This is a genomic window from Sporomusaceae bacterium ACPt (assembly GCA_041428575.1).
GTDB lineage: Bacteria > Bacillota > Negativicutes > Sporomusales > Sporomusaceae > Sporomusa_D > Sporomusa_D carbonis.
On record CP155570.1, the window covers coordinates 2,182,216 to 2,206,595 of the forward strand.

Sequence of the window (24,380 nt, forward strand, 5' to 3'; positions counted from 1 at the left end):
CTACTGCTTCAACATAATTAGGTATTACATTGCACAAATTACCATTATTTGTAATAAAATCTATTTTTTTACATAATTTAGCATTAGTTCTAATCGCTTATTTAACAAACAAAAAAGGCAACAGCCAAGTTTAAATTAACCTGTGACTGCACCTTTATCATTTTCTTACATTAAACTCTAAGCTTTCCTTCCAAATAGCGCTCGAATTCGGCCCACCCGGTTCGCGCAATGGTTTTGTTTAAACGTTCCTTGGACTGACCGTGTTCACTAAAGAAGTCAATTGACGCCGCAATAATTTTAAATACGTCTTCCTTGGAAGCAACAAACGGATATAGGGCTGTCCCTGATACAATATTACGGCCAAATGTACCCCCAAACGTCATCCGGTAACCGGCTTGCGCCGTTATACTGTCAAAAGCACAGGCACGGAAACATTTACCACAGCCGATACACTTTTCCTCAGCCAACTCCACCGTCTGAACATCAGTATTAACCGAAATAGCCTGAACCGGGCACACTTTGGCGCACGCACCGCAGTACTTGCAGGTATCTTTACACCAGGATACTTTTACTACACCTTTTATGCCAAGATCATTTTCATCAGCTTTCAAACAATTGTTAGGACAACCAGTAATGCCAATCTTGAACTTATGAGCCGTTTCTTTGGCAAAGAACCGATTAGCTACTTCCTCTGCCAGACTCGTGTCAATAAGACCGTTAGGACATACCAAATTTCCCTGGCAGGCAACTACCGCGCGGACTCGCGGCCCTGAAGCGCCCAATTCAATACCCGCAGCTTTTAATTCGGCAAAAAACTCATCAAGGTCGGCAATATGAATAAATGGAATTTCCATTCCTTGCCGTGAAGTAATATGGACACTACCTTTCCCAAACTTTTCAGCAATCCGGGACACGGCAGCCAACATACCGGCCGACATATTCCCGCCAGTTATTTTAAGCCTGATCGAATAATAGCCGTCATCAACCTGCCGTAACATACCGTTACGTTTCAATGCTAAAAAATCAATATCTTGAACCGTGATCTTTGAGTCTGGCGTAGCAACATCACTACACTTATCTCCATCAAAAGCAAAGATTTTTATCCCGGTAGCCCGGCCCTCAGTAATAGCTATTATAGCCTGCCCAAAGAATTCTTCGCCTTTTCGGGCCATAATTGCCTGCGTTTTAACCCAATCATTCTCTGCAACGCTTACCTCAGGGTAAATACTTTTGACAATATTTGTTTCCGCTTTACGGGAACCACCCAAAAGAACTGATAATTTTTGCAACTTGTGTTGTTTACAGTACTTTTCTATATTTTGCAACTGAAATTTATAAAAAACAAACAACTCTCTCCCCCCAAACTGTAGCGAAATAGTATCTATATAAACATGATACCAGTAATAACTACAATTTTAAAGTTTTTTTCGCCACTATCCAAATATTCGTTGCCAAAAAGACTTAGTTTTTTTATTTTCATCCATAACCTGCCGCAAACGCGCATCAACTAATTGGAAATGATCGGTTAATTCTGTTTCCAAGCGTTCTTCCAGTTTTGATACTTCTTGTTTTAAATTATGCAATTCTTCTTGCTGTTCATTAACAATAGTGATTGTCGCGGCAATTTGTTGCAGCGCTTGGTTTTGTGACGCAATAATAGCCATAATCGCAGAACCGTCAATTTGCGATACCGGTGATAATGCCTGCGATTGGCTTGTTTCGTCATTTTGCGAATATGTTGCGCTGCTTTCCTGCGATTCAAATGGAACTTCGATAAATCTGGCAAACCGGCTATTGAGTTCTGCGGCTATTTCCTCAGCATTTTTGTTTTGGTGCATACCTTTGGCGATTGCTTCAAACACCGCAACAGCTTCAGGATAAAATCTTTTCTTTTTTCCTTCGCCCGTAGCCGGCAAATATTCCAAAAATAAGTCCCGATAATACCGCAAAGTGCTTTGCGGTATTCCTATTTCTTGCGATATGTCTTTGATACTAAGCAATTCGGCCATAAAACCACCCTTTCGCCATTATGTTGTTGCGATTATATTCGCGACGAAAGGAAGAATTTCCTTCTATTTTTATGAAATTATGTAAAAAAATTCCAAATATATTTATATGCCCTATGCATAATGATAATGACACCGTTATATCATTTGCAATAGGAGATAAGAAAAGGACTTACACTATTCACCGTAAGTCCTCAGACTGTAGAAAAAGTCTACGGCGGAAGATTGCCTGTCGCTCCGCTCCAATGACAATAAAACCAAGTGGGCGTCGTTATTCCTTTTTTCGCAACTCTTTTCACACTAACACTAGAGATTAAAGAATGGTTATCAAGAAGGGATAAATAAGAAAGACCCGGGAATGCTCCGAGCCTTACTAACTACATTGGTTGACCGTATTTATTATTATTCCTCCGAAGAGGTAATTGTTAAGGTCAAAATAATTTTCAATTCTATTGGTGCCCGGGAAGGGACTTGAACCCCCACGTTGTTGCCAACAAAAGATTTTGAGTCTTCCGCGTCTGCCATTCCGCCACCCGGGCATTTATTTTGCTTACGTCCTGCATCGGACATTTGTTATAATACCATCTGCGTTTATTATTGTCAAGTAAGTTTTTTAATATTATTTTTTAGATATATTAAAGGATTATGCGCATGGCTGCCAAAATATAAATAATCAACAATACATTAACCAGAGGATTTAATATGCCAACAACTACACTTAACGGACAGACTATCAATTATCAGATGCGTGTGGATAAACGACGGAAAAATATTCAACTTAGAATAATTCCGCCGGCAACAGTCGAACTTGTTGCGCCTGGAAGATTAAGCGGCAGCGAAATTGAACGCATTATAACCGCCAAGAGCAAATGGATCACCACCCAATTGGACAAACTCGCATTACTTGCCACCAATCCGGTAAATCAAACGCTAACACCAGGCGATCAGATATTATACATGGGTGAACCGCATATTCTTGTCTTTCTGCCTGGCAATAATAAGCCTGAAGTATTTTTAGAGCCGCGAAAAATCGTTATAAAAGCGCCTGCACCAGACAGAAATACTGATATTTCTGCTGTAACCGGCCAAATATTAAAAGCCTGGCTAGTTAACCAGGCTGTTCAACTATTTCGCGATAAAACCAAGTATTGGTCGTCAATTATCGGTGTTTTTCCAGTAAGAATAACTATTAAAGACCAAAAAACCCGTTGGGGCAGTTGTTCCAGTCTGGGTAATATAAACTATAACTGGCGTATTATCATGGCTCCGCCCCCTGTAGCTGATTATCTTATTATCCACGAATTATGCCATCTGCTCGTTCCTAATCATTCAGCTAAGTTTTGGGACGAGGTCAGGCGGTTTTCGCCTGATTATGCTGAGTGCCGCAAGTGGCTGGAAGACAATGGCAAACTGTTATCCCGGATATTATAGCCTACTTAATCTCCACCATTTGTTTCTCCTGGATATACTTTAGCAATAATTCGGCAGTAGTACCGGTAATTTTAAGGCAAGTACGCCGTTGTTCCTGGGTCCCGAACTCGTGACGATTTAGCACCCGGCAACAGGCAGCACCAAAGTTTTCAGTAAATATGCTATGAAAATCCCCGGCACTGGTATAAATAGGGCCGCGGTTTTGCTCTTTACTGGTCCGTCCTTGCAACATGCCAAGCACCATTGTAGCCCCTGAAAGCGCCCCGCACATACAACCGGAATGACCAAGCCCGCCCCCAAAGCCTGATGCCATTTTCAGCGCTTCATCAGAGACATTAAGTTTTAGGAAATCCCGAAAGGCCCGGGCGACTGATTCGGCGCAATTATACCCTTCTTTAAAATAATTTCCGGCCAAATTTTTAACGCTCACTTCCTGTGACTTAATCTCATCCATCTTACCTACCCCCGTTATAAAATTAAACAAATCCGGCTATTGTATAGCCACTTTTTCAGAATATCATTATTTGCCGCGGATTGATAGTTTTTTATTAATAATCTGATTCCGGTACTGGTTAGGAGTCTGGCCTGTTTCCTGGCGGAAAACACGACAAAAGTAACTGGTATCCTGGTAACCCACTTTAAGTGCGATCTGAACAATACTGCTGTCCGTATCTCTAAGCAGTTTCTGAGCCAAACCAATACGCGTCCTGGTTAAAAACTCTACAAAATTGCAGCCTTTGTGCTGTTTGAACAGCCTGCTGAAATAATAAGGGCTCAGGTGCACACTTTGCGCAACTTCATCAAGCGACAAATTAGTATGGCAATTCTGGACAATATAATCGCACGCTTTATTGATGAGCCGCATATTGACACTGACGCGGTTTTCCAGCATATTATCCATAAACCGGTTAAGCGAATCCAACATAAACCTGCGGATCTCTTCATTGGTACGGCAATTAATAAGCTCGCTGACCCGCTGGTTATTCAAAAGAGTAAGTTCTATGCTGGCACCGCCTTCGGCGGCAGCCCGTGACATCACAATTAACAGCTCAAGCATGCTGGTCTTGACAGCTTCAACACTGGCATTACCTCCACATAGCTCGCGCATCAAACTTTCAAGACCTTCGCGTGCCGGTCGACGTTCACCACAACGTACCTTTTCCAACACGGCTTTTTCTAAAGGAAACGGATAACTAAACGCGTTCATCCCGGCCATATGCACCAAATCATCGATATGAATTACCTGGTTCCCGCCACAAAAGAAATTTTGCTGTTTGGCTTTAAGAGCTTCATAATATGACTTATTAATATAGCGTACATCCTGATAATAACGGCCTACACCAACCGTTACGGTAACGTTAAGAGCTTTGTCAACATGCAGCCTGATTTTTTCCGCTGCTGCCATCGCCAGCTCTTTGGCTAATATCTCAGGCGTTCCTTGAAAACCAAGTAAAACTATGAGATTATCGCCACCAAATGGCGTCACCATAGCATGGGGTCCTGCCGCCTGGCATACTGCCTGATATACCTTTTGCTTAAGTATCTGTTTGTTCAGTTCATCGGCGTCAACGGTCAAATTAGCAAAATCATCAATATCAATAACCATTATTACGGCAGCATCAAACTCTAAACCAAAAAAAGCTGCCCGTTCATGAATTTCCTGCCTATTATCAATACTGCCTGAAATCAAATCATATACGAATGACATCTGAATAAACGGCAGCGCCTGTTCAACTTGCTGCCGTAATATAGCCTTTTCTTCTTCGCCGGCGCGTTCCTGGTCGATTTGACCGATCACAATGTTTAGCGCCTTAAATAGCTCATCAGGCCGTACCGGTTTTAACAAGTAATCAACCGCACCCAAAGTCAGGGCTTCTTTAGCATAATCAAACTCATCAAAAGCGGTAAGAAATCATTAGCGTTGCATTAAATTAAATCAAGCTTGTCAAGCCTAAATTTTACGCTAAGGGAACTAGTGTCACTCCAGAAATTGTTTTGAATATTCTGTCTTGGTTCCTCTCCTGGATTATGTAAAAACGCTGGAATAAAGGTAACCCTTTATCCACATTTTTACATTATTCCTTTGGCCGCAATACGATTATAAGTACATTTCCTCCACGTTTACTACATCAAGTACCTGTGTGCCTTTTAAGTCGATTTCTTGCAGTATATCGGCGATTTCATCCCGAATTGATGGTTTTCGGCCTCTGCTGGTCTTTGTCGGTCCCCGGCTTAACGCGACTATCATTTCGCTAAAATGTCGAAACAGAAATGTTTTCACCGCCCGGAGTACATCCAACATGGAGCGCTTTTTTGGCAGTTGCTCTTGCAAGTCTTTTAGTAAACAATATCCGATTAAAGCAATCCATATCTGGCTAAACACGGCATTAGGGCTGGTTCCGTAGAACTTCTTTATCACCAGGTGCTGTTTTATCCATTTGAAAAACAGTTCGATTTGCCATCTGAGCCGATATATGTCACTGATCTCTTTAACTGGTAAAGTCATGTCGTTCGTCACTATTGTTACCAGGTTGCCATTTTGATCATGGGTTTCTATTAATCTTAGCGGGTGGGCCATCTGAGTGATATATCGGCAGCCTAAAATAACAATCCGTTCTTTAAGACCTCCGCCGCCGGTATTGCTGGTTTCCTCAAGCACTTCAATGTTGGCATTGCCCTTCAATCGGGAAACGAAGCGAATATTATTTTGGCAATAGACATCCCATTTTGCATAATCAACATAGCCCCGGTCGAAGACGTTTAAAACGTTGTCCGCAGTAACGATCAGCTCATCCATGACGTTTTTGTCGGCTTTTCGGGCTGTAGTAAGAACAGCGTGATCCGGGTAAGTATTGCCTTCGTGAACTACAATACTCTGATGGAGCTTTATGCCGCCTTTGGTCTTTCGGAAGTCAGCCCATAGAAACCGCGTAAGGCAAAGTGTTATTGTGCTTGAATCGATGACATTAAGTTGATAACTGGAAGAACCGGGGTTTCGGTTTTTTGCACGTTGCCAGACCGAAGTTTTGACCATGGAAAAGGTGGTTTCCCAAAATTGATGCTTGATGCTCCTTAGACGGCGGGACAGGGTTGATGAACTAATTGAGGTAAGATGCAGTACTTCATGGATGCGTTTGTCGCCGGTAACGAGGTTTGCGATGGAATGGAGAGATTCTTCACCCAAAAACTGAGCAATAACCATAAGGTACAACAGTTTTAAGGTTTTGGACTTCTTGACATAGCGATCACATCCGGCATCAAGACAAATTTGTTTAAATTTTTCGTACGGGAATGCTTCAAAGGCTTTAAAAAGTGTGGTTTTTGTGATATCCTTGTCCATGTATTGGCTCCTTATTTTAGAGACTATGGACAGGGTTACCTGCTCTAACTCTATTATAAGGAGTTTTTTCGTGAAATACCAGGACGAATATAGTAAAACCGCCAAACAATGCTGTTTTTCGTCTAATTTGAGCGAATTTAAGCTTTGACTATTTGAGACAATTTTATTGCAACGTTAATGGTAAGAAATATAACTTTGACGTTAGGCAAATGCTGGCGAATGTGTTTTACGGCTTCCAGGCCGTTCATGGCCGGCATGCGGATATCCATCAATATGATATCCGGCAGGTATTTTGAAGCCAGTTGACATGCCAGTTCACCTTCATCGGCTTCACCAATTATCTCGATATTAGGGCAACGCCGGTCTACGATAAACTTAATAGCCTGCCGCTCAAGCTGCTCATCGTCCACAATCAGCAAACGGTACTTTATTTCCATAAGCGCTACCCCTCCTTCCCCTACACACTGGCTTGTCGTTCGGTCGATAATCCGTATGGCAAACAAATTTTCACGATTGTTCCTGTCCCAAGCTCACCAGAAATTTCAATTCCGTACTGATTACCGAAATAATGCTGAATTCGCCTGTGAACATTAATAATTCCCAAACCTGTGGTTTGGCCTTTGCCGGCTACCCGTTTCTCAGTACCGAAAATACGGTCTATCTGGCTTTGGCTAACCCCCACTCCGGTATCAGCCACTGTAAGTTCCATTATTTGTCTACCACGCATCTGACCGGAAATATTGATATGGCCGCCCCCACGTTTAGGTTCAAGTCCATGAATGATCGCATTTTCTACTAAAGGTTGCAGGGTCATGAATGGAATTTTTTGCTCTAACAGTTCGCCGGAAATATTGATTGTTGCCTGGATACGGTCGCCAAAACGCATTTCCTGAATTAACAGATAATTTTTGATATACTGGACCTCTTCACCAACGGTTACCATTTCATCAATATGGCGCAGGTTCTTGCGCAATAAATCAGACAAAGCGTAAACCACTTCCTGGGTGCGGGGTGCGCCTTCCAGCAGTGCCAGGCGGGCAATAGTATTCAAGGTATTAAACAAAAAATGAGGATTGACTTGCGATTGCAGCGCTTTAAGTTCTGTTTCTCTAAGCACTTTTTCCAGATCAGCTTTGGCCTTCATCTCGCTCATAAGCTGTTTTTGCGCAATGTTAGCCATACCAATTTCAACAATATAATTTGACATAATGTAAAGTAAATCAGCGGCAGCTTTGACCCTTTTTTCGGGTACAACCTGAATTTCCGGCAATATTTCCAAAATAGCGTCTTTATCAATATTTAGGTCTGCTACCTTAACTAGCACATCGTTTGCAATATTGGCTTCATCACGAGGCAATATCACTTGTCCAGCCAAAAAGGCACCCAACTGTTGCTTGTTTACAATAATTGGAGCCCCCAAATCAGTCAGTCCGCTGTGGCACCGGTACACTGACGGACACATCTGCTTAATCGCCATTTTTCCGCCGCCGGCATCTGAACCCATACAGCGGGCTAGCCCTTCCGGCGTTGAACGGATAAAGTTACAAAGCCGGGTAAAATTGCTAGGCTTAGTGAGTGGCCGTCCGTCACTGTCAACAATAACGGCAGCCAGGCCGGTAGCTTCCGCAAACTTGTCCTGAATCTCTTGTAAAACTTTTACATTTACGATATCCGCCAAGGTTAAGCCGCAATATACATGCACAAAAACCCCTCCATGGCCAACAGACTAGTTTTGGGAAGAACAGTTAAACTTGCCATGATATTATACTTAGATTACTGAATATTTGGCGATTGAAGAGCAAAATCCCTGCATACCAGCAAAATTTAATAGAAATGTTGGGCAAAATGAACACTCCGGAATCCGGAGTGTTATTATTTGATACGTTTAACAACTAATGAAGCCAATATCCCACCTACAGTACCTGTAACCAGTTGCGGCCAACTCATGGCCAACATGAGAGCTGCAGCTAATTTCGGCGGCATGGCAATAAAGGTAAACAGCCAGGTAAATGCGGCATACAAAAAGCTGGTTTTTCCCAGAGTTCCCAACGCAATAGCCGGAAAGCGCCCCCAGCGCAAAATAGCCAAAAATAGGCCGATATACGCTGCATTGCCCAATGCGACAGGCACTATAAAGACCGGCAAAGGTAAAAGCTGCTGAAAATACGCCACCACCGGCGTTACTGCCGCAATAGTAAATGCCGGCCACAAACCTGCTTTTTCGGCTGCAATCAGCAGTGAAGCATTAACCAAACTACCGATGATGAATGTAGACATAAAGGGCGGTATCGGAATAAAAAACCTGAGCGACTGAAATAGAAGAGTCAGTGCTAACAATAGTGCCGTCCTGGTAAGAACCTTATGGTCGAACACAATATCCCTCCCGGATTATCTGCGCCGGCGGTTATTGTAACCGCGTCCAAACATCATATATCCTAAAAGTCCCAAAAGAGCCAGGTTGCCAATCATACCGTTAATCACCCCAAGATCTACAAGCATATTTACTGCCGTCAGACCACCCAGAAATATCATTGTCCGTTTCATATCAATGAATGGAGAACGACGCAAAATAAGATATGCCACCCCTAGCACTGCCAAATCAATAGCTACCCATGCCAATGCGTTAAAAATAAAGTATTTAATCATACTCCCCACAATCATGGCGGCTAAGACTTGAAACCAAATCTGATTCAATTGCACTTCCCCCTTTATTACAATATATATTCCGAGAACAAGTAAAGCCACAAAAACTAATAATATAATCAATAATAAGATTATGCCCAGCTATATAAAAATCCTGCATACCCTTGATAATTCCGTACAATATTGTAAATATATATCAATATTTTTCCATTTTGATGTTTATAGTTTTATAAGTTTGAGCATACTTTTTATTGCATAGATTAATTATCAAGGAGTGAATTTTCCATGAGTGAAGAAAAAACCTTTTCTTTTACTCTGTTCGAACCACACCGCACCCGTGCACCCAAAAATGACGAACCTTTAATTGAGATTCGCCCCAATGGTCGCATTGTTTTTAACAAAAAAGCATCACAACTTCTGGAAAACAGCCACTTCTGCATGTTAGGGTATGATCCGGAAAACAAAGCACTTGGCATTTTGCCCAGCGAAGACTTAACGCCTAATACTTTTCCGGTGCGTTATGCCGCCAAAGGTGCATATATAGGTGCAAAAAAGTTTTTTAAGCATTTCGAAATCTTGCCGAGTCAACTAATTGAAAATACTCCGTTTAAAAGCGGCCAATTTATTGGAATTAACCTCACAAATTATTAGTGCCTGACTAACAAAAAGTTACTCTAACGAGTAGCTTTTGTTTTGTCGGAAAAACGTTTTCTCTTGTCAATTATTATCAATTTGCTGTAAAATTGAAGCAACAGCTTTGATTATAGATAGGAGAATTGATTATGGATACACCGCCTAAAACAGAATTAACTATGGCTGAATTGAGAAATGCCTTTGAAGCACAAGGCTATATTAGCGATAAAGAACTACTAACAACTGTCTACTTGGCATTAAAGCTGGAAAAACCGCTTCTGATTGAAGGTGCGCCCGGTGTAGGCAAAACTGAAATTGCCAAAGTATTAAGCAAAGTATTCAATACTGAACTGATACGCTTGCAATGTTATGAAGGGTTAGATGAAAATAAGGCTCTTTACGAATGGAATTATCAGCGCCAGCTTATCAAAATCCAGATGAGCAAAAATAGCAACTGCCATGAACTTTCAGAACATGATGTATTTTCTACAGACTATTTGATGGAACGTCCGCTATTAAAAGCTATCATGGCAGAAAAACGACCTGTACTCTTAATTGACGAAATAGATAAGACCGACGAAGAGTTTGAAGCATTTTTATTTGAAATTCTATCTGACTTTCAAATATCAATTCCTGAACTTGGTACCATTATGGCCAAACATATACCCATTGTTGTCCTGACCAGCAACAATGACCGTGAATTGTCAGAAGGCCTGCGCCGCCGCTGTGTCTATCTTTACATCGACTATCCGACGATTGAAAAAGAAATTAATATTATCCGCAGCAAAATACCGGAAGCTACAGAAAAATTAGCTCTGCAAATTGCCACTGCCGTCAATTACTTGCGTAACAACTTGACACTTAACAAGCAGCCTTCTATTGCCGAAACCCTTGATTGGACAAGGTCACTCATTGCCATGCACGCCGACCACCTTGATTCAACTTTGGTTAAACAGACTATGGGACTGTTATTAAAACATCGCGATGATTTATCGGCATTTCACAAAAATTTAGGTGCTGAAGGGCTGTACGCGGCTGTAAAACAGGCAGCCGATACGGTTAGCGGTACTTGTAGTAACTGCCACAGCGGCACGAGCTGTGGAGGCTGATGGCTTTGAAGTCGCTTACTGACAATATAGTAGGTTTTGTTCAGATTCTACGCCAGCTAGGAGTGCGAATTAGCATTGCCGAAACGATAGACGCAGTGGATAGCCTTACAATAATTGACACATTTGACCAGGATGAATTCCGGGCGGCTTTAAAAAGCACCCTGGTCAAAAACGCTGATGATCAAGTGGTATTTGACCGAGCTTTTGACTTGTTTTTTGTGCCACCTGAAACCAAGCAGGAGCAGCGGACAGCTTGGGATTCCAAAAAACAGCTAGAACTTGAACAGTCACAGCAGGCTCAGGAAGAATTGGTTTTTCAAGGTCGCCCGCTTGACATTCCCGACGACCTCAAAGACGTCTATAAACGACTGCCTGAACAGGAAAAGCAACGCCTGCAAGAATTTTTGGAAAAAACCTCCACCGGTCATAACGTCAAAGAATCTTTCCAGCCGGTAGTAGAAAACCTGCTTAAAAGCTCATTATCATTCTGGCAACGCCAATTGTCGCCTGAAGATTTGGCACAGCTAGCCGCTGCCCGCCGTCAGCTATTAGGTCACAATGAACTTGACCATGTTGTTGAATCGGCGGCAGGATTAGGCGGCGCCGGGCGCAATCCGCTTCTTCATAAAAACATGCAGGATATTGCCGAACATGAAATTCCGCAAGTTACTGCCCTTATAAAACGCCTGGCCCACCGCCTTACAACCCGCATTTCCCGGCGGTTCCGGCTGACTGGCCGCCGCAAATTAATTGACATCCGCCAAAGCATTCGCCGGAACATGCGCTACGGTGGAACCATGATTGGTTTAAAATACAAAACTAAGAAAATCCACAAACCAAATATTATTGTCATATGCGATGTGTCAGCATCTATGACTAAATATATCCGGTTTACTCTTCCGTTACTATTCGGCTTATCGAATGTAGTGAAAAATATTGAAAGTTTTTTCTTTGCCGATGATTTGGAATATGTGACAATCCATTTTCGCCGCAACAACGATTTTACCCAAGTCACCGAAGATTTACTTACATGCTCTTCGCAAATGGGGCAAGGTACCAATCTGTTTATTGCCTTGACAAGTTTACAAGAGCAATATAAAAGATTTATATCTTCGTCTACTTTACTGTTCATTATTAGTGACGCCAATACCCTAGCACCGTTAGAAACCGCAAACCAATTGGCAAGTATTAGTAAAAAAGTCAAACGTATATTATGGCTTAATACCCTGCCTAAAGAACGTTGGAACCAAAATAGCGCCATATCGCTGTTTACCAAATACTGCACAATGTTTGAATGCTATTCACTGGCGCACCTGACCAAAATATTATCTTTCAACTTAACCCGCCAGACATAAGGATAGACTTAACCGCGCTTAACTCCTGCTTGTAGAAGCGGAAGTCTTAGAGCGGCCTGATCATCGGATAATTTTATAACTATAAAGGATGTGACCATTTATGTATTATGATGGACCCGAATTAGTTGCCCATTACCAACGCTGGCTCAATACTTACCGTGAACCTATTGAATCTAAGCTTACCACCGCACTCAGTCACAAGGACCAGAAGCAAGCTATACAAAACGCTATGGAAGTTTTGCTTACCGAAGTTTTGCCTATGGCACTGGCCGAAATGATTTTATATAACAACAGCCGGCTGGAAGAAAAATTTCAGGAAGCCGGTGGCGGCTGCTCAAGCTGCGCCTCCAATTTAAAGTAGATCAGTAAAAAAACTGCCGCAGGCTAAACCTGCGGCAGTTTTTTTAACACAATGTACAATTACCACACTGTTTAGCAGGAACTGGTAAACCAAACACAACCAACCGGTGGCCAAACAGGGTGGTTTCAATATCAATTCGCAATAGGACTTCATGGTTATAGTTTACGATTGAACTGTGCGCATACACTTCGATACCATCAATGGTAAAGGTTATATACTCAGCCTTTTCACGGTCTTCCGGTTTGCCCAGTCGCACGGACGGGGTGGCAGCCACCTGGGGAGCACCTCAGCCAGGTATCAAGCGTTGCTCAATCTTTACGGAAATAATGCCGCCTTCTTGATGAATATACTCTTGCGCCCGCTGGGTAACTGTAATATTCACACTACTATCCTCCTTTTGCTTACATTTTGCTTACTTACGGTTACATTCCCGGTCAATTAATGCCCAGTAAGCTTCTTGCAGTTTGCGGGTAATCGGGCCAACGGCTCCATTGCCGACAGGTTTGCCGTCAATAATTACTAACGGAGTAATCTCGGTGGTTGTGCCAGACAAGAAAGCTTCGTCAGCAGCCTTGACAAAGGCAGTATTAAATTTCTTTTCAACTACCAAAACACCGGCCGCTGGCGCTAATTTCTCGATTAGCAAAGTTCTGGTTACACCTTTTAATATAAGATTGCAATCCGGATGAGTCCATACAACATCATCTTTTACTACAAAGAAGTTGCTGCTTGTACCCTCTGTAACATATTCATCTCTGACTTGGACACCTTCAAAACAGCCAGCTTCCTTAGCCTTTTGTTTTCCCAGCACGTTTCCTAAAAGGTTTAGTGATTTTATATCACACCTCAGCCATCTTTCATCAGGAATTAAGAGCGCTTTAGCGCCTTCTAATTTATTTTTATCAGGAACTGAACTCATTGGACGGATGGACATCGTCAAGCGCGGTACAACACTGTCAGGAAACCCGTGGGCACGCGGTGCTACCCCCCTGGTAATCTGAAGATATACCGCCCCGTCGGTAATGCCGCTTTCTTTAATAAGTAGTTCATGGAAGCCGGTTAGTTCTTCAGTAGTGTACACCGCCGGAATTTTGAGCTCGCGAAGCGAACGGTACAGCCTATCTATATGCTGTTTCAGGGCAAAACAATATCCATTGTAAACCCTAGTTACTTCATATACACCATCGCCGAACTGATGGCCTCTGTCCTCCATAGGTACAATATTTTCACTTAAATCTATCAGTTTGCCATCGATTAGCCCTATTGGCTTCATGGAAAAACCTCCCTTGCTAAATACTAGTAAAAATAATTACACACCATACAATATATTTCCTGCCTATAGAAGCAATTTGGCAAACGTTATTTTAGTGCTGCCAGCACGGCCTGAGCATGACCGGCAACCTTCACTTTGCGGAAAGTGCGGATTATTTCTCCCTGCTCATTTATAATAAAAGTCGACCGTTCGATCCCCATAACTTTTTTGCCATACATATTTTTTTCTTTAAATACGCCATATAACTGGCACACAACATTCTCAGCATCGCTTAACAATAAAAAAGGAAGGTCATGTTTGGCTTTAAACTTTTCATGCGTCGCCACACTGTCCCGGCTTACACCCAGCACAATGGCCCCAACGGCCTCAAGATCACTATATATCTCGCGAAACTCGCGAGCCTCGTCAGTTCACCCTGCAGTATTATCTTTTGAATAAAAATACAGAACAATCTTCTTTCCCCGGTACTGGCTCAAAGTTACCTGACTTCCGCCAGTGGCCGGCAGTGTAAAATCGGGCGCCATTTGCCCTTCTTTTAATTCTTCAGCCACTTCTTCCCAACTCCTTCACTCAAAAGTTTATTGCAGTCAAATCATTTACGGCCTATAATTAATGGTGAGGCTTGACACATACTTTTTAGGGAAAGGCTCGCTAATGCATAAAACATCACTAATTTATTTGGCGCTGACAAGTGTTGCATTGCTGTGGGGGACATCATTTGCTGCCGCCAAAATAGGCATGTACGAGTTGTCGCCGATAAACCTGGTCATCTTCCGCTTTATCATTGCGTCGTTAGTGTTTGCCGGTATCTTGACAACCATGGACCGGAATAATACCATCGAACGCAAGGATATTCCCAAGTTTATCATTCTAGGTTTTTTGGCGATAACGTCATATTTTTGTATCCAATATACTGGACTTACTTATACCACCACGATAAATGCCGCGCTCATTATCGCCACCAGTCCTATCTCTACAGCGCTGATGGGAGCGGCATTCGGCTGGGAAAAAATTAGTGCCTCAAGTTACACAGGCATCCTGCTGGCATTTGCTGGTGTAAGCTTGATCATTACTAATGGGCAGCTTACCGGACTGTTCCAATTAACTACATTGCGCGGAGACTTCATGCTCATGGTTAACGCCCTGGTATGGGCCGGTTTTACACTTTATGGAAAAAATATTTTGCAAAAATACCGGCCATTTACCGCCATGGCTTATATTCACATCTTGGGAACCATCATGCTTCTGCCATTGGCATTCATCCCCACTGAGCTAACGCCACTACCCTTTATTCAGCAGGTTATGACCATAAGCTGGTCAACAGCTGGCACAGCTTTATACCTGGCAATACTATGCTCAGTATACGGCTATTATATGTGGTATACCGGGGTAGGCCACATCGGCCCGGTCCGGACAGCAGTGTTCAGCTACCTAAACCCATTATTCGCCATCATCACCGGTATCTGGCTGTTAGGCGAAAGGCTTACACCGTACACCATCGGCGGCGGAATAATGGTTATCGCCGGAGTATATTTGACAAATAAGTTTAAGCAGTCTGAACCAAATCACGCAAAACACACTTTGAGGAGCAACTAAAAAAGAATGGCCAAACAACACATAATTGCCCTTGATTATATACGCGGCCTTGCTATGCTAGGGGTGCTTGGCATACACACCGGTGCTTACTCGCTGGCCAACCCGGCTGTTAATCCGCATTTGTTTGCATTATTAGAAATATTCACCAGATTTAGCGTGCCCATATTTTTTTTCGTATCGGCATTCGGCTTATTTATCAGCCAGCCGCTCAATACACAATATAATTATAAAGCATTTATGAGCCGCCGCCTCAAAACCGTACTGCTGCCTTACCTGGCCTGGTCGCTACTTTACATGTTGCACTACACCTTAGCAAGCGGCGATACCAGTATTTGGGAACGGCCGCTTGTTTACGAATATTTTTTGTTTGGGCTGGCTTCTTATCAACTCTATTTCCTAGTCATTCTCGTCTGGTTTTACGCACTCATGCCGCTATGGCGGAAACTTGTAGGTTGGATTGTTAAAACACCGCTTACCAGTTTATTACTGCTTCTTATGGCGCAAATTGCCTTCAATTATTACTCAAGCTATGAACTAAAGCCGGATTTCAGCAACTATTACCTTAATCTAGCCATACAACATCGCATGAACTATTTGGTCCTGCATTATCTATTTATTTTTATATTTGGCGCAGTCTGTGCTGAACTATATCCACAGTTTCTCGCTATTGTTCAGAAATATAGCCGTCTCGTAAATACTACTTTTGTTTCTACATTAATTGGTATGCTGTTTTTTTACTATTACCTAGTTTACTTCAAACATTATAGTCTTGAAGAGGCCGTTAACACTATCCACCAGCTTAGCCCCATTGGCGTATTGTATACGGCAGGGGCAACACTTTTCTGGTTTAAAACTTTTAGCAAACGACTACCGGACTGGCTATCCGCAGTTCTAGGTCGTTTGGGAGCATGCTCATATCTTGTTTATCTTATCCATCCTATAGTCATGTACTATTTAGTAATACAACTCAATCAAGCTTCCATACCGCTCACTGCGCCTGTTGTGGTGGCATTTTACTTATCAACCCTGGCCCTGAGCGCGGGATTAGCGGTTATAACCAGTAAACTGAGCAGCTATATACCTGTAGTTAGGTTGGCGCTTACCGGCGTCACTTCCACCCAACGAACGGCTCGCCAAAAAGCTGAGTAATGCACAAAAGCTAGTTAACAAAAAGGCGGACAATATTTGTCCGCCTTTTTGTTAAAATAAATAACCAAGCTGTTTTAAATGTTCCCGGTTGGCGTCTGTCATTGCACTCCCGGAATTAAAACCGCTACCCTCTGCGGTCAGGCGCTTTTGCCGGCGTTTAAGCCGCATACCATATATAAATATCAACTGACAGAACTTCTTTATTGATTTTTGTTGTCCTGCGTTAGTTTGGCAATTCATCCAGTCCAGGTATATCTGATCAATGATATCCACAATTGTGGTAGTAAAATTCTTTCTGGCAACAAATTCAACAACCTGCAAGCATTCCCGTACTAATATATAAAGAGCCTGCTGGCGAAACGGATCACTCAAGGGGCCTGAATTAAACTCAGCCGCCAACATACGGCGTCCGGTCTCAAATAAAGGATACACCACATTGAAACTTTCTGACAAGGTCCGCTGGGATACAGCCATCCTTGCAGCGTGACCGGCACCGTCAACAGCCTGGCGCCAAACATCAATACGTTTCGATTGAGCGGCCAGGCCGAGACTAAACATAGATATTGCGTCAGAAATTTGACTATACGGATTAAGACTTATAATACCTGCAAGCTGACTGCATTCAGTGACAAGACTTGCCAAAGCATTTTCCGTCAGTATCTTCTTATCAGCCAATTGCCAGATATAATTGGTTATTACTTCGAACAGTGTGGTATCCCCGGACTTTATCACCCTATGCAGCCAAGCCGTAAATACCCAGGCAGCCTGCTCATGAGCCGCACTGCCTAATGGGGCAACCGCAAGCAAACCGGCCAGTTTCGCCTGTATTTCCCTAATAAGACCGGTATCCCCCCGTCGCAAGGCAGTAAGCCCGATCAGCCTTAGTGCCCGCATGGCCGCAACGTTAGCACCGGCATCTTGCACCACGCCTAGACTGGTAAAAATGACTTCTACTGCCCGGGCAGCTAAAAAGTTGTAGCGTTGTTTTAGGCTAATAACAGCAATAAGTCCAAGTTGTTCAACCGCACCAGGAATTTCAGCAACAGCCATAGTTTTTAGCAGTGGACGAAAGGCATCAATACCATGGCCGGCAATGTCAGGATGATTTGATTTTAGCGCCATGTAAACAACAGTTGTAAGCCGTGACGGCTCACCCGGCTTTCCCAGACCATGTCCTAATGCTAACTTTAATAAATCAAACGCTCGGTAAGCCTCATTTTCTTTGCCAGTCAACAAACTGGCTTTCACAACTTTGTATATCTGCCGCATGATCTGTTTGCCAGCACTCACGTTTGACCGGCGCGTGGTTATTCTGCCTAAACGGGACGAAATACGCGCAAGTTGCCAATCTAGCCGCCTAGTGTATAACAAACGCCAGGCGGCTATTATTATTCCTGCAAGAATACCCCACCAAACTGCCATAAGGGTCTCCCTATCTAGCGTTAATTTCTCCTTGATATACAATACCACGGGCAGCATCAACAGTAACCAGAGCACCATCTTGCAGCATCTCTGTTGCGCCTTCCACGCCAACAAGCACAGGGATGCCGTAGCTTATCCCCACAATAGCGGCATGCGAAGTCAAACCGCCTTCCTCAGCAACAATAGCTGCAGCTTTGGCAGCATAAGCAGCAGTCTCTTCATCTACGCTGCTGACTACCAGAATATCACCCGGTTGAAGCTTAGTCTTTATATCTTTTATTGACGTGGCAATAACAATTTTTCCGGTAACTGCCCGCTGACCGATGCCAGTACCACGCATTAAGATATTACCCACAACATGAACCCTAATCATATTGGTTGTTCCCGACATGCCAGCAGGCACACCAGCAGTTACAACCACCAAGTCACCATCCTTAACAACCTCGGCCTTAAGCGAACTTGCTACTGCACTTTGCACCATTTCATCAGTATTGTTAAAGCATGGTCCTAAGACAGGATAAACACCCCACAGCAGCAACATACGGCGTACCGTTTTGGCAACGGGAGTAACAGCGACAATAGTAGCCTGCGGACGATATTTGGACACCATCCGCGCGGTATAGCCGGTCTGAGTTGATGTAACGATGGCGGCAGCGCCTAGTTCATGCGCAATCTGTGCTGTAGCGTGGCTGATAGCATCGGTAGTAGTCCGTTGCAGTTGAATGCCTTTATCTCTGAGAATGTCGCTGTAACAGAGCGAGCTTTCTGTCCGGACAGCAATGCTGGCCATAGTTTTAACAGCTTCAACCGGATACTGACCTGACGCCGATTCCCCGCTGAGCATAATAGCATCTGTACCATCCAGAATAGCGTTGGCAATATCGCTGGCCTCGGCCCTGGTGGGACGCGGATTTGTCAGCATAGATTCAAGCATTTGGGTAGCAGTAATAACCGGCTTGCCGGCTTTATTACATTTTCGGATAAGCATTTTTTGTACCAGCGGCACTTCTTCGGCAGGAATCTCGACACCAAGGTCACCGCGGGCCACCATAACCCCGTCGGCTACCTTAAGGATTTCATCAATATTTTTTACACCTTCGGCGTTTTCAATTTTTGCAATAATATCCATTGAATAATTGGCATCTTCCAATATTTTGCGAATTGCTAAAATATCGGCAGCCCGCTGCACAAAGGAAGCAGCAATCGAATCCATCTGATTTTGAATACCAAACTTAATGTCGGCTATATCTTGCTCGGATAAGGGCGGAAGATTAACAGCAACCCCGGGCGCGGCAACTCGCTTACGGTCGCTAATTTGGCCGCTATTACAAACAGTAGTAATAATGTCGTCGCCTTCAACAGCATCAATATGTAGGCTTACCAGACCGTCGGAAATCAATATAGTCTGCCCTGGGGAAACCTCCTGTGGCAGAAATTTGTGGTTAACTGACGCGATTTCCTTGGTGCCTTCAACATCGCGGCTGGTCAATATAAACTTTTGACCAGCTTCCAAATAGACCTTGCCTTCAACAAACTTGCCCAAACGCATTTCAGGGCCCTTATTATCTAGCATAAGGGCTACTGGCTTGTTAGCTTTGTCAGCGGCTTCCCTTACCCTAGCAATTCTCTTGCTATGGTCCTCATGAGTACCATGCGAGAAATTAAAGCGAGCCACATTCATCCCCGCTGCTATCATGGCTTCCAAAACACCTGGTTTATCAGTGCTGGGACCTACGGTGCAAATAATCTTAGTCTTTTTCAACAAAACCTAACACTCCTTATTCGTAATAAAATAATACAGTTATTTTACTGCATGTTGGCACAAAATGGCGTGAGCTTCGTCTGCTTCAGACTCTAAAACCAAAATCTCATATAGGCCATCGCCGAGTGCCGAAACAATTCCTGCCGGACGAATATTGGCAAGCACGCCTTCATTGCACAGCACGTTTTTATATAGCTCAGCCTGCGCCCGGTTAGAAGCTATGTATACCACGGTCCACATAATGTTTTCCTCCTATTGGCTTCTTCTTATTCCAACCATATTATATCAAAATTATATCAAAAGCCAGCTATTATAGCTTTGTTCTCCAAAATAAGCAGTATTCCTGCTAAAAAAATGGTTTTTCTGGTAAGTTACGGCAACAAATCTATAATTCAACAAAACCCAAATATACCCGGTACGGTCCGGGTGTTCCTGGTGGGACTAAAGCCACCCTGTCCCCCGATTTAATAACCGCATAAGCCAAAGGTTGTGCCTTGCCATTAACAAACACCGCTTCCACCTGATCGTCGGGGATATCCAGCATTTTCAAAAGTTGCTGGCCGCTAATTTCTCCCGGAATGACAAAATTTAACGGACTTGTCCAGCCGCGTTCCTTAAACAGACCGGCCAAGTGTAAAAATCCGCGAATTTCGATTGTATTAACATTATTGGCCATATTACCTCCTTAAGCTCAAAAACTTAATAAAGGTATAATTCACCATCAGTATTATTTTTTCCTTTCGCCATAATCTTATATTAAAAAAACAAAAAGCTAAAACCTTATGGGCTCTAGCCTTAGCACTAACAAAATTACCAATAATAATAGACTTTGTTTCCTTCGTACTTGATATAACCATGGCGAAGTTTTTTACTCTTTGCTCATCAGCTTTCATTTGAGCTACGTCCGCGTCCTGGTCAGCCAATTTGGCCGCCTCAACCGACGCTACCATAGCCGCCATAGTCAAAACAATAACGGAAAGCATGGCACCAAGCAACCTGCGTTTCATAATTACCAGCCTTTCATGATTAGCATTATTAACAGTATTTTAAGCCCATTTGCACCAATGGCAATTAATTCCGGATTGTCATTAAATCCCCGGATTATTTTGGGGAGCAAACAGTTGAGTGACAATAAAACCCAACAGAGATACGGCTGTTGCTGCATACACGCCAAGTTTCATGACCTTGATAACCCGCCCGTAACTCGTGGCGCCGTAATTGTAGCCCAAAATGGGCTGAACACCTTGACTGATGCCAAACACCGGCATGCATGAATATGCTGCAAATAACAATGATCCTGGTAAACTCCCGGGCATATGGCAATACATCAGGCTCAGCACCAAGCAGTAGCAAAAATTCATCTAAAAATAAAAGGGTGGCCCCGGATGAAACTAAAACAACCATTACTATCAGGCTAAACGCATTGCCTAAAATAAACCTATCAAAATTCAACATACCCGTCCGGTATTAGAGGTAAATTCGCGCAGCATGTAGAATATGATTACCAGAAAATTTACTATCTTCAATCTGCATTAAGGAGAGTGACTATGGCAACGATTACAATAACTATCGATAACAAGATAGTTGAAGTTCCTCACGACGTTACAGTTCTCGAGGCAGCGCGGTTAACCGGAGTCAATATCCCAACTCTTTGTTACCTTGCCGATTTGACACCGGAGGGTTCCTGCCGTGTCTGTCTGGTTGAAGTCGAAGGCGCCCGCTCCTTGGTTACAGCATGTACTTATCCTGTCAATGAAGGCATGGTAATCCGCACCCAATCGGAAGCAATTCGCGAGGCCAGAAAAACAGTAGTTGAATTGCTGCTGGCCAGTCACCCTCAGGATTGTTTACACTGTCAAAGTAATTTGAACTGCGAATTGCAGCGCTTGGCGGCCGATTTGGGAATCCGTCAAGTACGTTTTGACGGTGAAAAACGCCAGAACGCCATTGATGACAGCAACCCCTTTATTATTCGTGATAATAACAAATGTGTGCTATGCGGCCGGTGTGTCAGAGCATGCAAAGAACTGCAGTGCTGCAATGTACTTGAATGGACTAACCGCGGCTTTGACAGCAAAATAACTACAGCGTTTGACACACCCACAGATCAGTCAGACTGCGTATTCTGCGGCACGTGTGTGGCAGTATGCCCTGTAGGTGCTCTCACGGAAAAACCATTATACCAAGCCGGGCAACCTGATAGAAAAGTCCAAACCACTTGCCCGTACTGCGGCGTAGGTTGCAATTTTGACCTTAATGTGAAAGACGGCAAAGTAATCGGCGTTACCTCCAACCCGACCAGCCCGGTAAACGGACGTCTTTTGTGCGTTAAAGGCCGGTTTGGCACTGATTTTATTCACCATCCTGACCGCCTGACTTCGCCGCTTATTAAAAAAGACGGTCAATTTACCGAAGCTTCTTGGGACGAGGCTCTCAATCTGGTAGCAGAAAAGTTTAGCAATATTAAAACTGCCCATGGCGGCGATGCCATTGCCGCCTTAAGCTCGGCGAAATGCACTAATGAGGAAAATTACCTAATGCAAAAATTCATGCGCGCAGTCATCGGTACCAATAATATCGACCACTGCGCCCGTGCCTGACACAGCCCCACTGTGGCCGGTCTGGCCACCTCATTCGGCTCCGGGGCGATGACTAACTCCATCAACGAAATTCCTTACACCAATGTACTATTTATTATCGGCGCCAACCCCACCGAGGCACATCCGATAATTGGCGCCAAAATGCGGCAAGCACTCAGGCGCGGCGCCAAACTCATTGTTGCCGACCCGCGCAAGACCGAAATGGCCGGTAAAGCCGATGTCTGGCTGCGCCTTAGACCTGGTACCGATATTGCGCTCATTAATGGCTTGATGCGCATTATCTTAAAATCCGGCTGGCACAACCAGGAATTTATTGATTCGTGCACCAATGGCGTTGACGCCGTTGCAGCCGGTGTTGAAAAATATACCCCCGAATATGTTGAACAAATTACCGGTGTACCACAGGACTTACTGCACCAGGCCGCCAAACTATACGGCACAGCCGAACGGGCCCAAATTTTCTACACAATGGGTATTACCGAACACACTTGCGGCACCGACAATGTTATGTGCCTGGCCAACCTGGCACTCATGACCGCCAATGTCGGTAAAAAGGGTACAGGCGTTAATCCACTGCGTGGCCAAAACAACGTGCAAGGCGCCTGTGATATGGGCGCACTGCCTAATGTTTACCCCGGCTACCAGCAGGTCATTAACCCTGCCGTACGCGAAAAATTCGAAAAGGCTTGGGGCGTTACACTGCCTGAAAAGGCTGGGTTAACCAGCCCTGATATGTTTGACGAAATTAACCACGGTAACCTTAAAGCTATGTATATCATGGGCGAAGACCCGGTATTGAGCGATGCCAATGCCAACCATGTAAAAAAAGCGCTGGCCAAACTTGATTTTCTGGTAGTGCAGACTCTGTTTATGACCGACACCGCCAAACTGGCCCATGTTATTTTGCCTGCCGCCACTTTTGCTGAGAAAGACGGCTCATTTACCAACACTGAACGGCGTATTCAACGGGTCCGCAAAGCTATCGACCCCATTCCTGGCACCATGACTGACGGCGCTATTATCATGGAGTTGTCCAAGCGGATGGGATATCCTATGGACTACAGCCACCCCAGTAAAATAATGGAAGAAATTGCTGAGCTTACTCCCAGCTACGCCGGTGTCACCTATGAACGCCTTGAAGCAAAAGGGTTACAGTGGCCTGTGCCGACTAAAGAACATCCTGGCACTCCGGTACTTCACGAAGCAGGCAAATTCGTCTGCGGTATCGCCCGGTTTGTTCCTGTCGAATACCAGCCGCCAGCCGAACTTCCTGATGAGGAATACCCGTTCCTCTTGACTACCGGCCTTACCCTCTACCATCACCGCGTATCCACAGTCAAACGTTCCAAAAATCTGACTAAATTCCGTCCTAAGGAGCAAACAATGATTCATCCTGACGATGCCATGAAACTCAGTATTGCCGATGGCGACAAAATCGCAGTGATTTCGCGGCGCGGACGAGTGGAAACCCAGGCCTGGGTAACTGACAAAGTACCACCTGGCTTAGTGTGGATGTCCTTTCACTTCCCCGAAACCCCCACTAACGAACTGACCAATGATGCGTATGACAAAGTAACCAAGACTTACGAATACAAAGTATGCGCTGTTAAAATCGAAAAGATTGCCGAACCGGCGTTAACAACGTAACATCTAAAGAATAAGCCTTGCGGGCTTTTTGAACCGCAAGGCTTATCTATTAC

At 43.9% G+C, this 24,380-nt stretch carries 26 protein-coding genes and 1 tRNA gene; 8 read left to right on the forward strand and 19 right to left on the reverse strand.

Features of this window, described 5'->3' with window-relative positions; genetic code table 11:
* Positions 1-170: 170 nt before the first annotated feature.
* The 3 genes from SCACP_RS11275 to SCACP_RS11285 all read right to left on the reverse strand — a co-directional run bounded on the left by SCACP_RS11275 (position 171) and on the right by SCACP_RS11285 (position 2,545).
* Positions 171-1,289 (reverse strand): 4Fe-4S binding protein, encoded by a 1,119-nt coding sequence (locus SCACP_RS11275; protein WP_425057683.1) that lies wholly within the window; start codon positions 1,287-1,289, stop codon positions 171-173.
* Positions 1,290-1,433: 144 nt separating this feature from the next.
* Entirely contained in the window at positions 1,434-2,009 is a 576-nt protein-coding gene (locus tag SCACP_RS11280) for a MerR family transcriptional regulator (RefSeq protein ID WP_425057684.1), read from the reverse strand.
* 450 nt (positions 2,010-2,459) lie between these two features.
* Positions 2,460-2,545: transfer RNA gene (locus tag SCACP_RS11285), tRNA-Leu, on the reverse strand.
* 163 nt (positions 2,546-2,708) lie between these two features.
* On the opposite strand from SCACP_RS11285, the gene SCACP_RS11290 reads away from it, so the two are divergent.
* Positions 2,709-3,437 carry a M48 family metallopeptidase gene (locus SCACP_RS11290; RefSeq protein WP_425057685.1) on the forward strand — a complete coding sequence of 243 codons (729 nt, stop codon included), beginning with the start codon at positions 2,709-2,711 and terminating at the stop codon, positions 3,435-3,437.
* A gap of 1 nt (position 3,438) precedes the next feature.
* Here the strand turns inward: SCACP_RS11290 and SCACP_RS11295 are convergent, their stop codons facing one another.
* The 7 genes from SCACP_RS11295 to SCACP_RS11325 form a co-directional block, all read right to left on the reverse strand.
* Positions 3,439-3,891 (reverse strand): C-GCAxxG-C-C family (seleno)protein, encoded by a 453-nt coding sequence (locus SCACP_RS11295; RefSeq protein ID WP_425057686.1) that lies wholly within the window; start codon positions 3,889-3,891, stop codon positions 3,439-3,441.
* A gap of 66 nt (positions 3,892-3,957) precedes the next feature.
* Positions 3,958-5,283, reverse strand: coding sequence for an AraC family transcriptional regulator (locus SCACP_RS11300; RefSeq protein ID WP_425057687.1), 1,326 nt, complete (start codon positions 5,281-5,283; stop codon positions 3,958-3,960).
* A gap of 252 nt (positions 5,284-5,535) precedes the next feature.
* The gene (locus tag SCACP_RS11305; protein ID WP_425057688.1) at positions 5,536-6,777 is read right to left on the reverse strand and encodes an IS4 family transposase; all 1,242 of its coding nucleotides are present in this window, start codon (positions 6,775-6,777) and stop codon (positions 5,536-5,538) included.
* 137 nt (positions 6,778-6,914) lie between these two features.
* Positions 6,915-7,214 (reverse strand): response regulator, encoded by a 300-nt coding sequence (locus tag SCACP_RS11310; RefSeq protein WP_425057689.1) that lies wholly within the window; start codon positions 7,212-7,214, stop codon positions 6,915-6,917.
* A 20-nt stretch (positions 7,215-7,234) separates the two neighbouring features.
* Positions 7,235-8,479, reverse strand: a complete 1,245-nt coding sequence (locus tag SCACP_RS11315; RefSeq protein WP_425057690.1) for a sensor histidine kinase — start codon at positions 8,477-8,479, stop codon at positions 7,235-7,237.
* A gap of 170 nt (positions 8,480-8,649) precedes the next feature.
* Positions 8,650-9,150 carry a hypothetical protein gene (locus SCACP_RS11320; protein ID WP_425057691.1) on the reverse strand — a complete coding sequence of 167 codons (501 nt, stop codon included), beginning with the start codon at positions 9,148-9,150 and terminating at the stop codon, positions 8,650-8,652.
* 15 nt (positions 9,151-9,165) lie between these two features.
* On the reverse strand, positions 9,166-9,471 hold the full coding sequence (locus tag SCACP_RS11325; protein ID WP_425057692.1) for a hypothetical protein: 306 nt from the start codon (positions 9,469-9,471) through the stop codon (positions 9,166-9,168).
* Between the two features lie 234 nt (positions 9,472-9,705).
* On the opposite strand from SCACP_RS11325, the gene SCACP_RS11330 reads away from it, so the two are divergent.
* From SCACP_RS11330 to SCACP_RS11345, 4 genes are all read left to right on the forward strand, one after another.
* Entirely contained in the window at positions 9,706-10,071 is a 366-nt protein-coding gene (locus SCACP_RS11330; RefSeq protein ID WP_425057693.1) for a hypothetical protein, read from the forward strand.
* A 131-nt stretch (positions 10,072-10,202) separates the two neighbouring features.
* Positions 10,203-11,162, forward strand: coding sequence for an AAA family ATPase (locus SCACP_RS11335; RefSeq protein WP_425057694.1), 960 nt, complete (start codon positions 10,203-10,205; stop codon positions 11,160-11,162).
* 5 nt (positions 11,163-11,167) lie between these two features.
* Entirely contained in the window at positions 11,168-12,517 is a 1,350-nt protein-coding gene (locus SCACP_RS11340) for a vWA domain-containing protein (protein WP_425057695.1), read from the forward strand.
* Between the two features lie 100 nt (positions 12,518-12,617).
* Positions 12,618-12,878, forward strand: coding sequence for a hypothetical protein (locus tag SCACP_RS11345; RefSeq protein WP_425057696.1), 261 nt, complete (start codon positions 12,618-12,620; stop codon positions 12,876-12,878).
* Between the two features lie 43 nt (positions 12,879-12,921).
* Here the strand turns inward: SCACP_RS11345 and SCACP_RS11350 are convergent, their stop codons facing one another.
* The 3 genes from SCACP_RS11350 to SCACP_RS11360 form a co-directional block, all read right to left on the reverse strand.
* On the reverse strand, positions 12,922-13,152 hold the full coding sequence (locus tag SCACP_RS11350; protein WP_425057697.1) for a hypothetical protein: 231 nt from the start codon (positions 13,150-13,152) through the stop codon (positions 12,922-12,924).
* Between the two features lie 138 nt (positions 13,153-13,290).
* Positions 13,291-14,151 carry a D-amino-acid transaminase gene (dat, locus tag SCACP_RS11355; protein ID WP_425057698.1) on the reverse strand — a complete coding sequence of 287 codons (861 nt, stop codon included), beginning with the start codon at positions 14,149-14,151 and terminating at the stop codon, positions 13,291-13,293.
* A gap of 86 nt (positions 14,152-14,237) precedes the next feature.
* Entirely contained in the window at positions 14,238-14,675 is a 438-nt protein-coding gene (locus SCACP_RS11360) for a peroxiredoxin (RefSeq protein ID WP_425061385.1), read from the reverse strand.
* A gap of 130 nt (positions 14,676-14,805) precedes the next feature.
* Between SCACP_RS11360 and SCACP_RS11365 the strand changes: the two genes are divergently transcribed.
* Positions 14,806-15,747, forward strand: a complete 942-nt coding sequence (locus SCACP_RS11365) for a DMT family transporter (protein ID WP_425057699.1) — start codon at positions 14,806-14,808, stop codon at positions 15,745-15,747.
* A 6-nt stretch (positions 15,748-15,753) separates the two neighbouring features.
* Positions 15,754-16,896, forward strand: a complete 1,143-nt coding sequence (locus SCACP_RS11370) for an acyltransferase (protein WP_425057700.1) — start codon at positions 15,754-15,756, stop codon at positions 16,894-16,896.
* Between the two features lie 51 nt (positions 16,897-16,947).
* Here the strand turns inward: SCACP_RS11370 and SCACP_RS11375 are convergent, their stop codons facing one another.
* From SCACP_RS11375 to SCACP_RS11400, 6 genes are all read right to left on the reverse strand, one after another.
* Positions 16,948-18,186, reverse strand: a complete 1,239-nt coding sequence (locus tag SCACP_RS11375; protein WP_425057701.1) for a hypothetical protein — start codon at positions 18,184-18,186, stop codon at positions 16,948-16,950.
* Positions 18,187-18,328: 142 nt separating this feature from the next.
* The gene (gene pyk, locus SCACP_RS11380; protein ID WP_425057702.1) at positions 18,329-20,083 is read right to left on the reverse strand and encodes a pyruvate kinase; all 1,755 of its coding nucleotides are present in this window, start codon (positions 20,081-20,083) and stop codon (positions 18,329-18,331) included.
* Between the two features lie 36 nt (positions 20,084-20,119).
* Entirely contained in the window at positions 20,120-20,320 is a 201-nt protein-coding gene (locus tag SCACP_RS11385; RefSeq protein WP_425057703.1) for a hypothetical protein, read from the reverse strand.
* A gap of 145 nt (positions 20,321-20,465) precedes the next feature.
* Positions 20,466-20,756, reverse strand: a complete 291-nt coding sequence (locus SCACP_RS11390; protein ID WP_425057704.1) for a MoaD/ThiS family protein — start codon at positions 20,754-20,756, stop codon at positions 20,466-20,468.
* Position 20,757: 1 nt separating this feature from the next.
* Positions 20,758-21,087, reverse strand: a complete 330-nt coding sequence (locus SCACP_RS11395; RefSeq protein WP_425057705.1) for a hypothetical protein — start codon at positions 21,085-21,087, stop codon at positions 20,758-20,760.
* Between the two features lie 81 nt (positions 21,088-21,168).
* Complete coding sequence (locus SCACP_RS11400) at positions 21,169-21,348, reverse strand: MATE family efflux transporter (protein WP_425057706.1); 180 nt, start codon at positions 21,346-21,348, stop codon at positions 21,169-21,171.
* Between the two features lie 279 nt (positions 21,349-21,627).
* Here SCACP_RS11400 and fdhF point away from each other — a divergent pair, with 279 nt between their 5' ends.
* The gene (fdhF, locus tag SCACP_RS11405) at positions 21,628-24,327 is read left to right on the forward strand and encodes a formate dehydrogenase subunit alpha (RefSeq protein ID WP_425057707.1); all 2,700 of its coding nucleotides are present in this window, start codon (positions 21,628-21,630) and stop codon (positions 24,325-24,327) included.
* Positions 24,328-24,380: the final 53 nt, after the last annotated feature.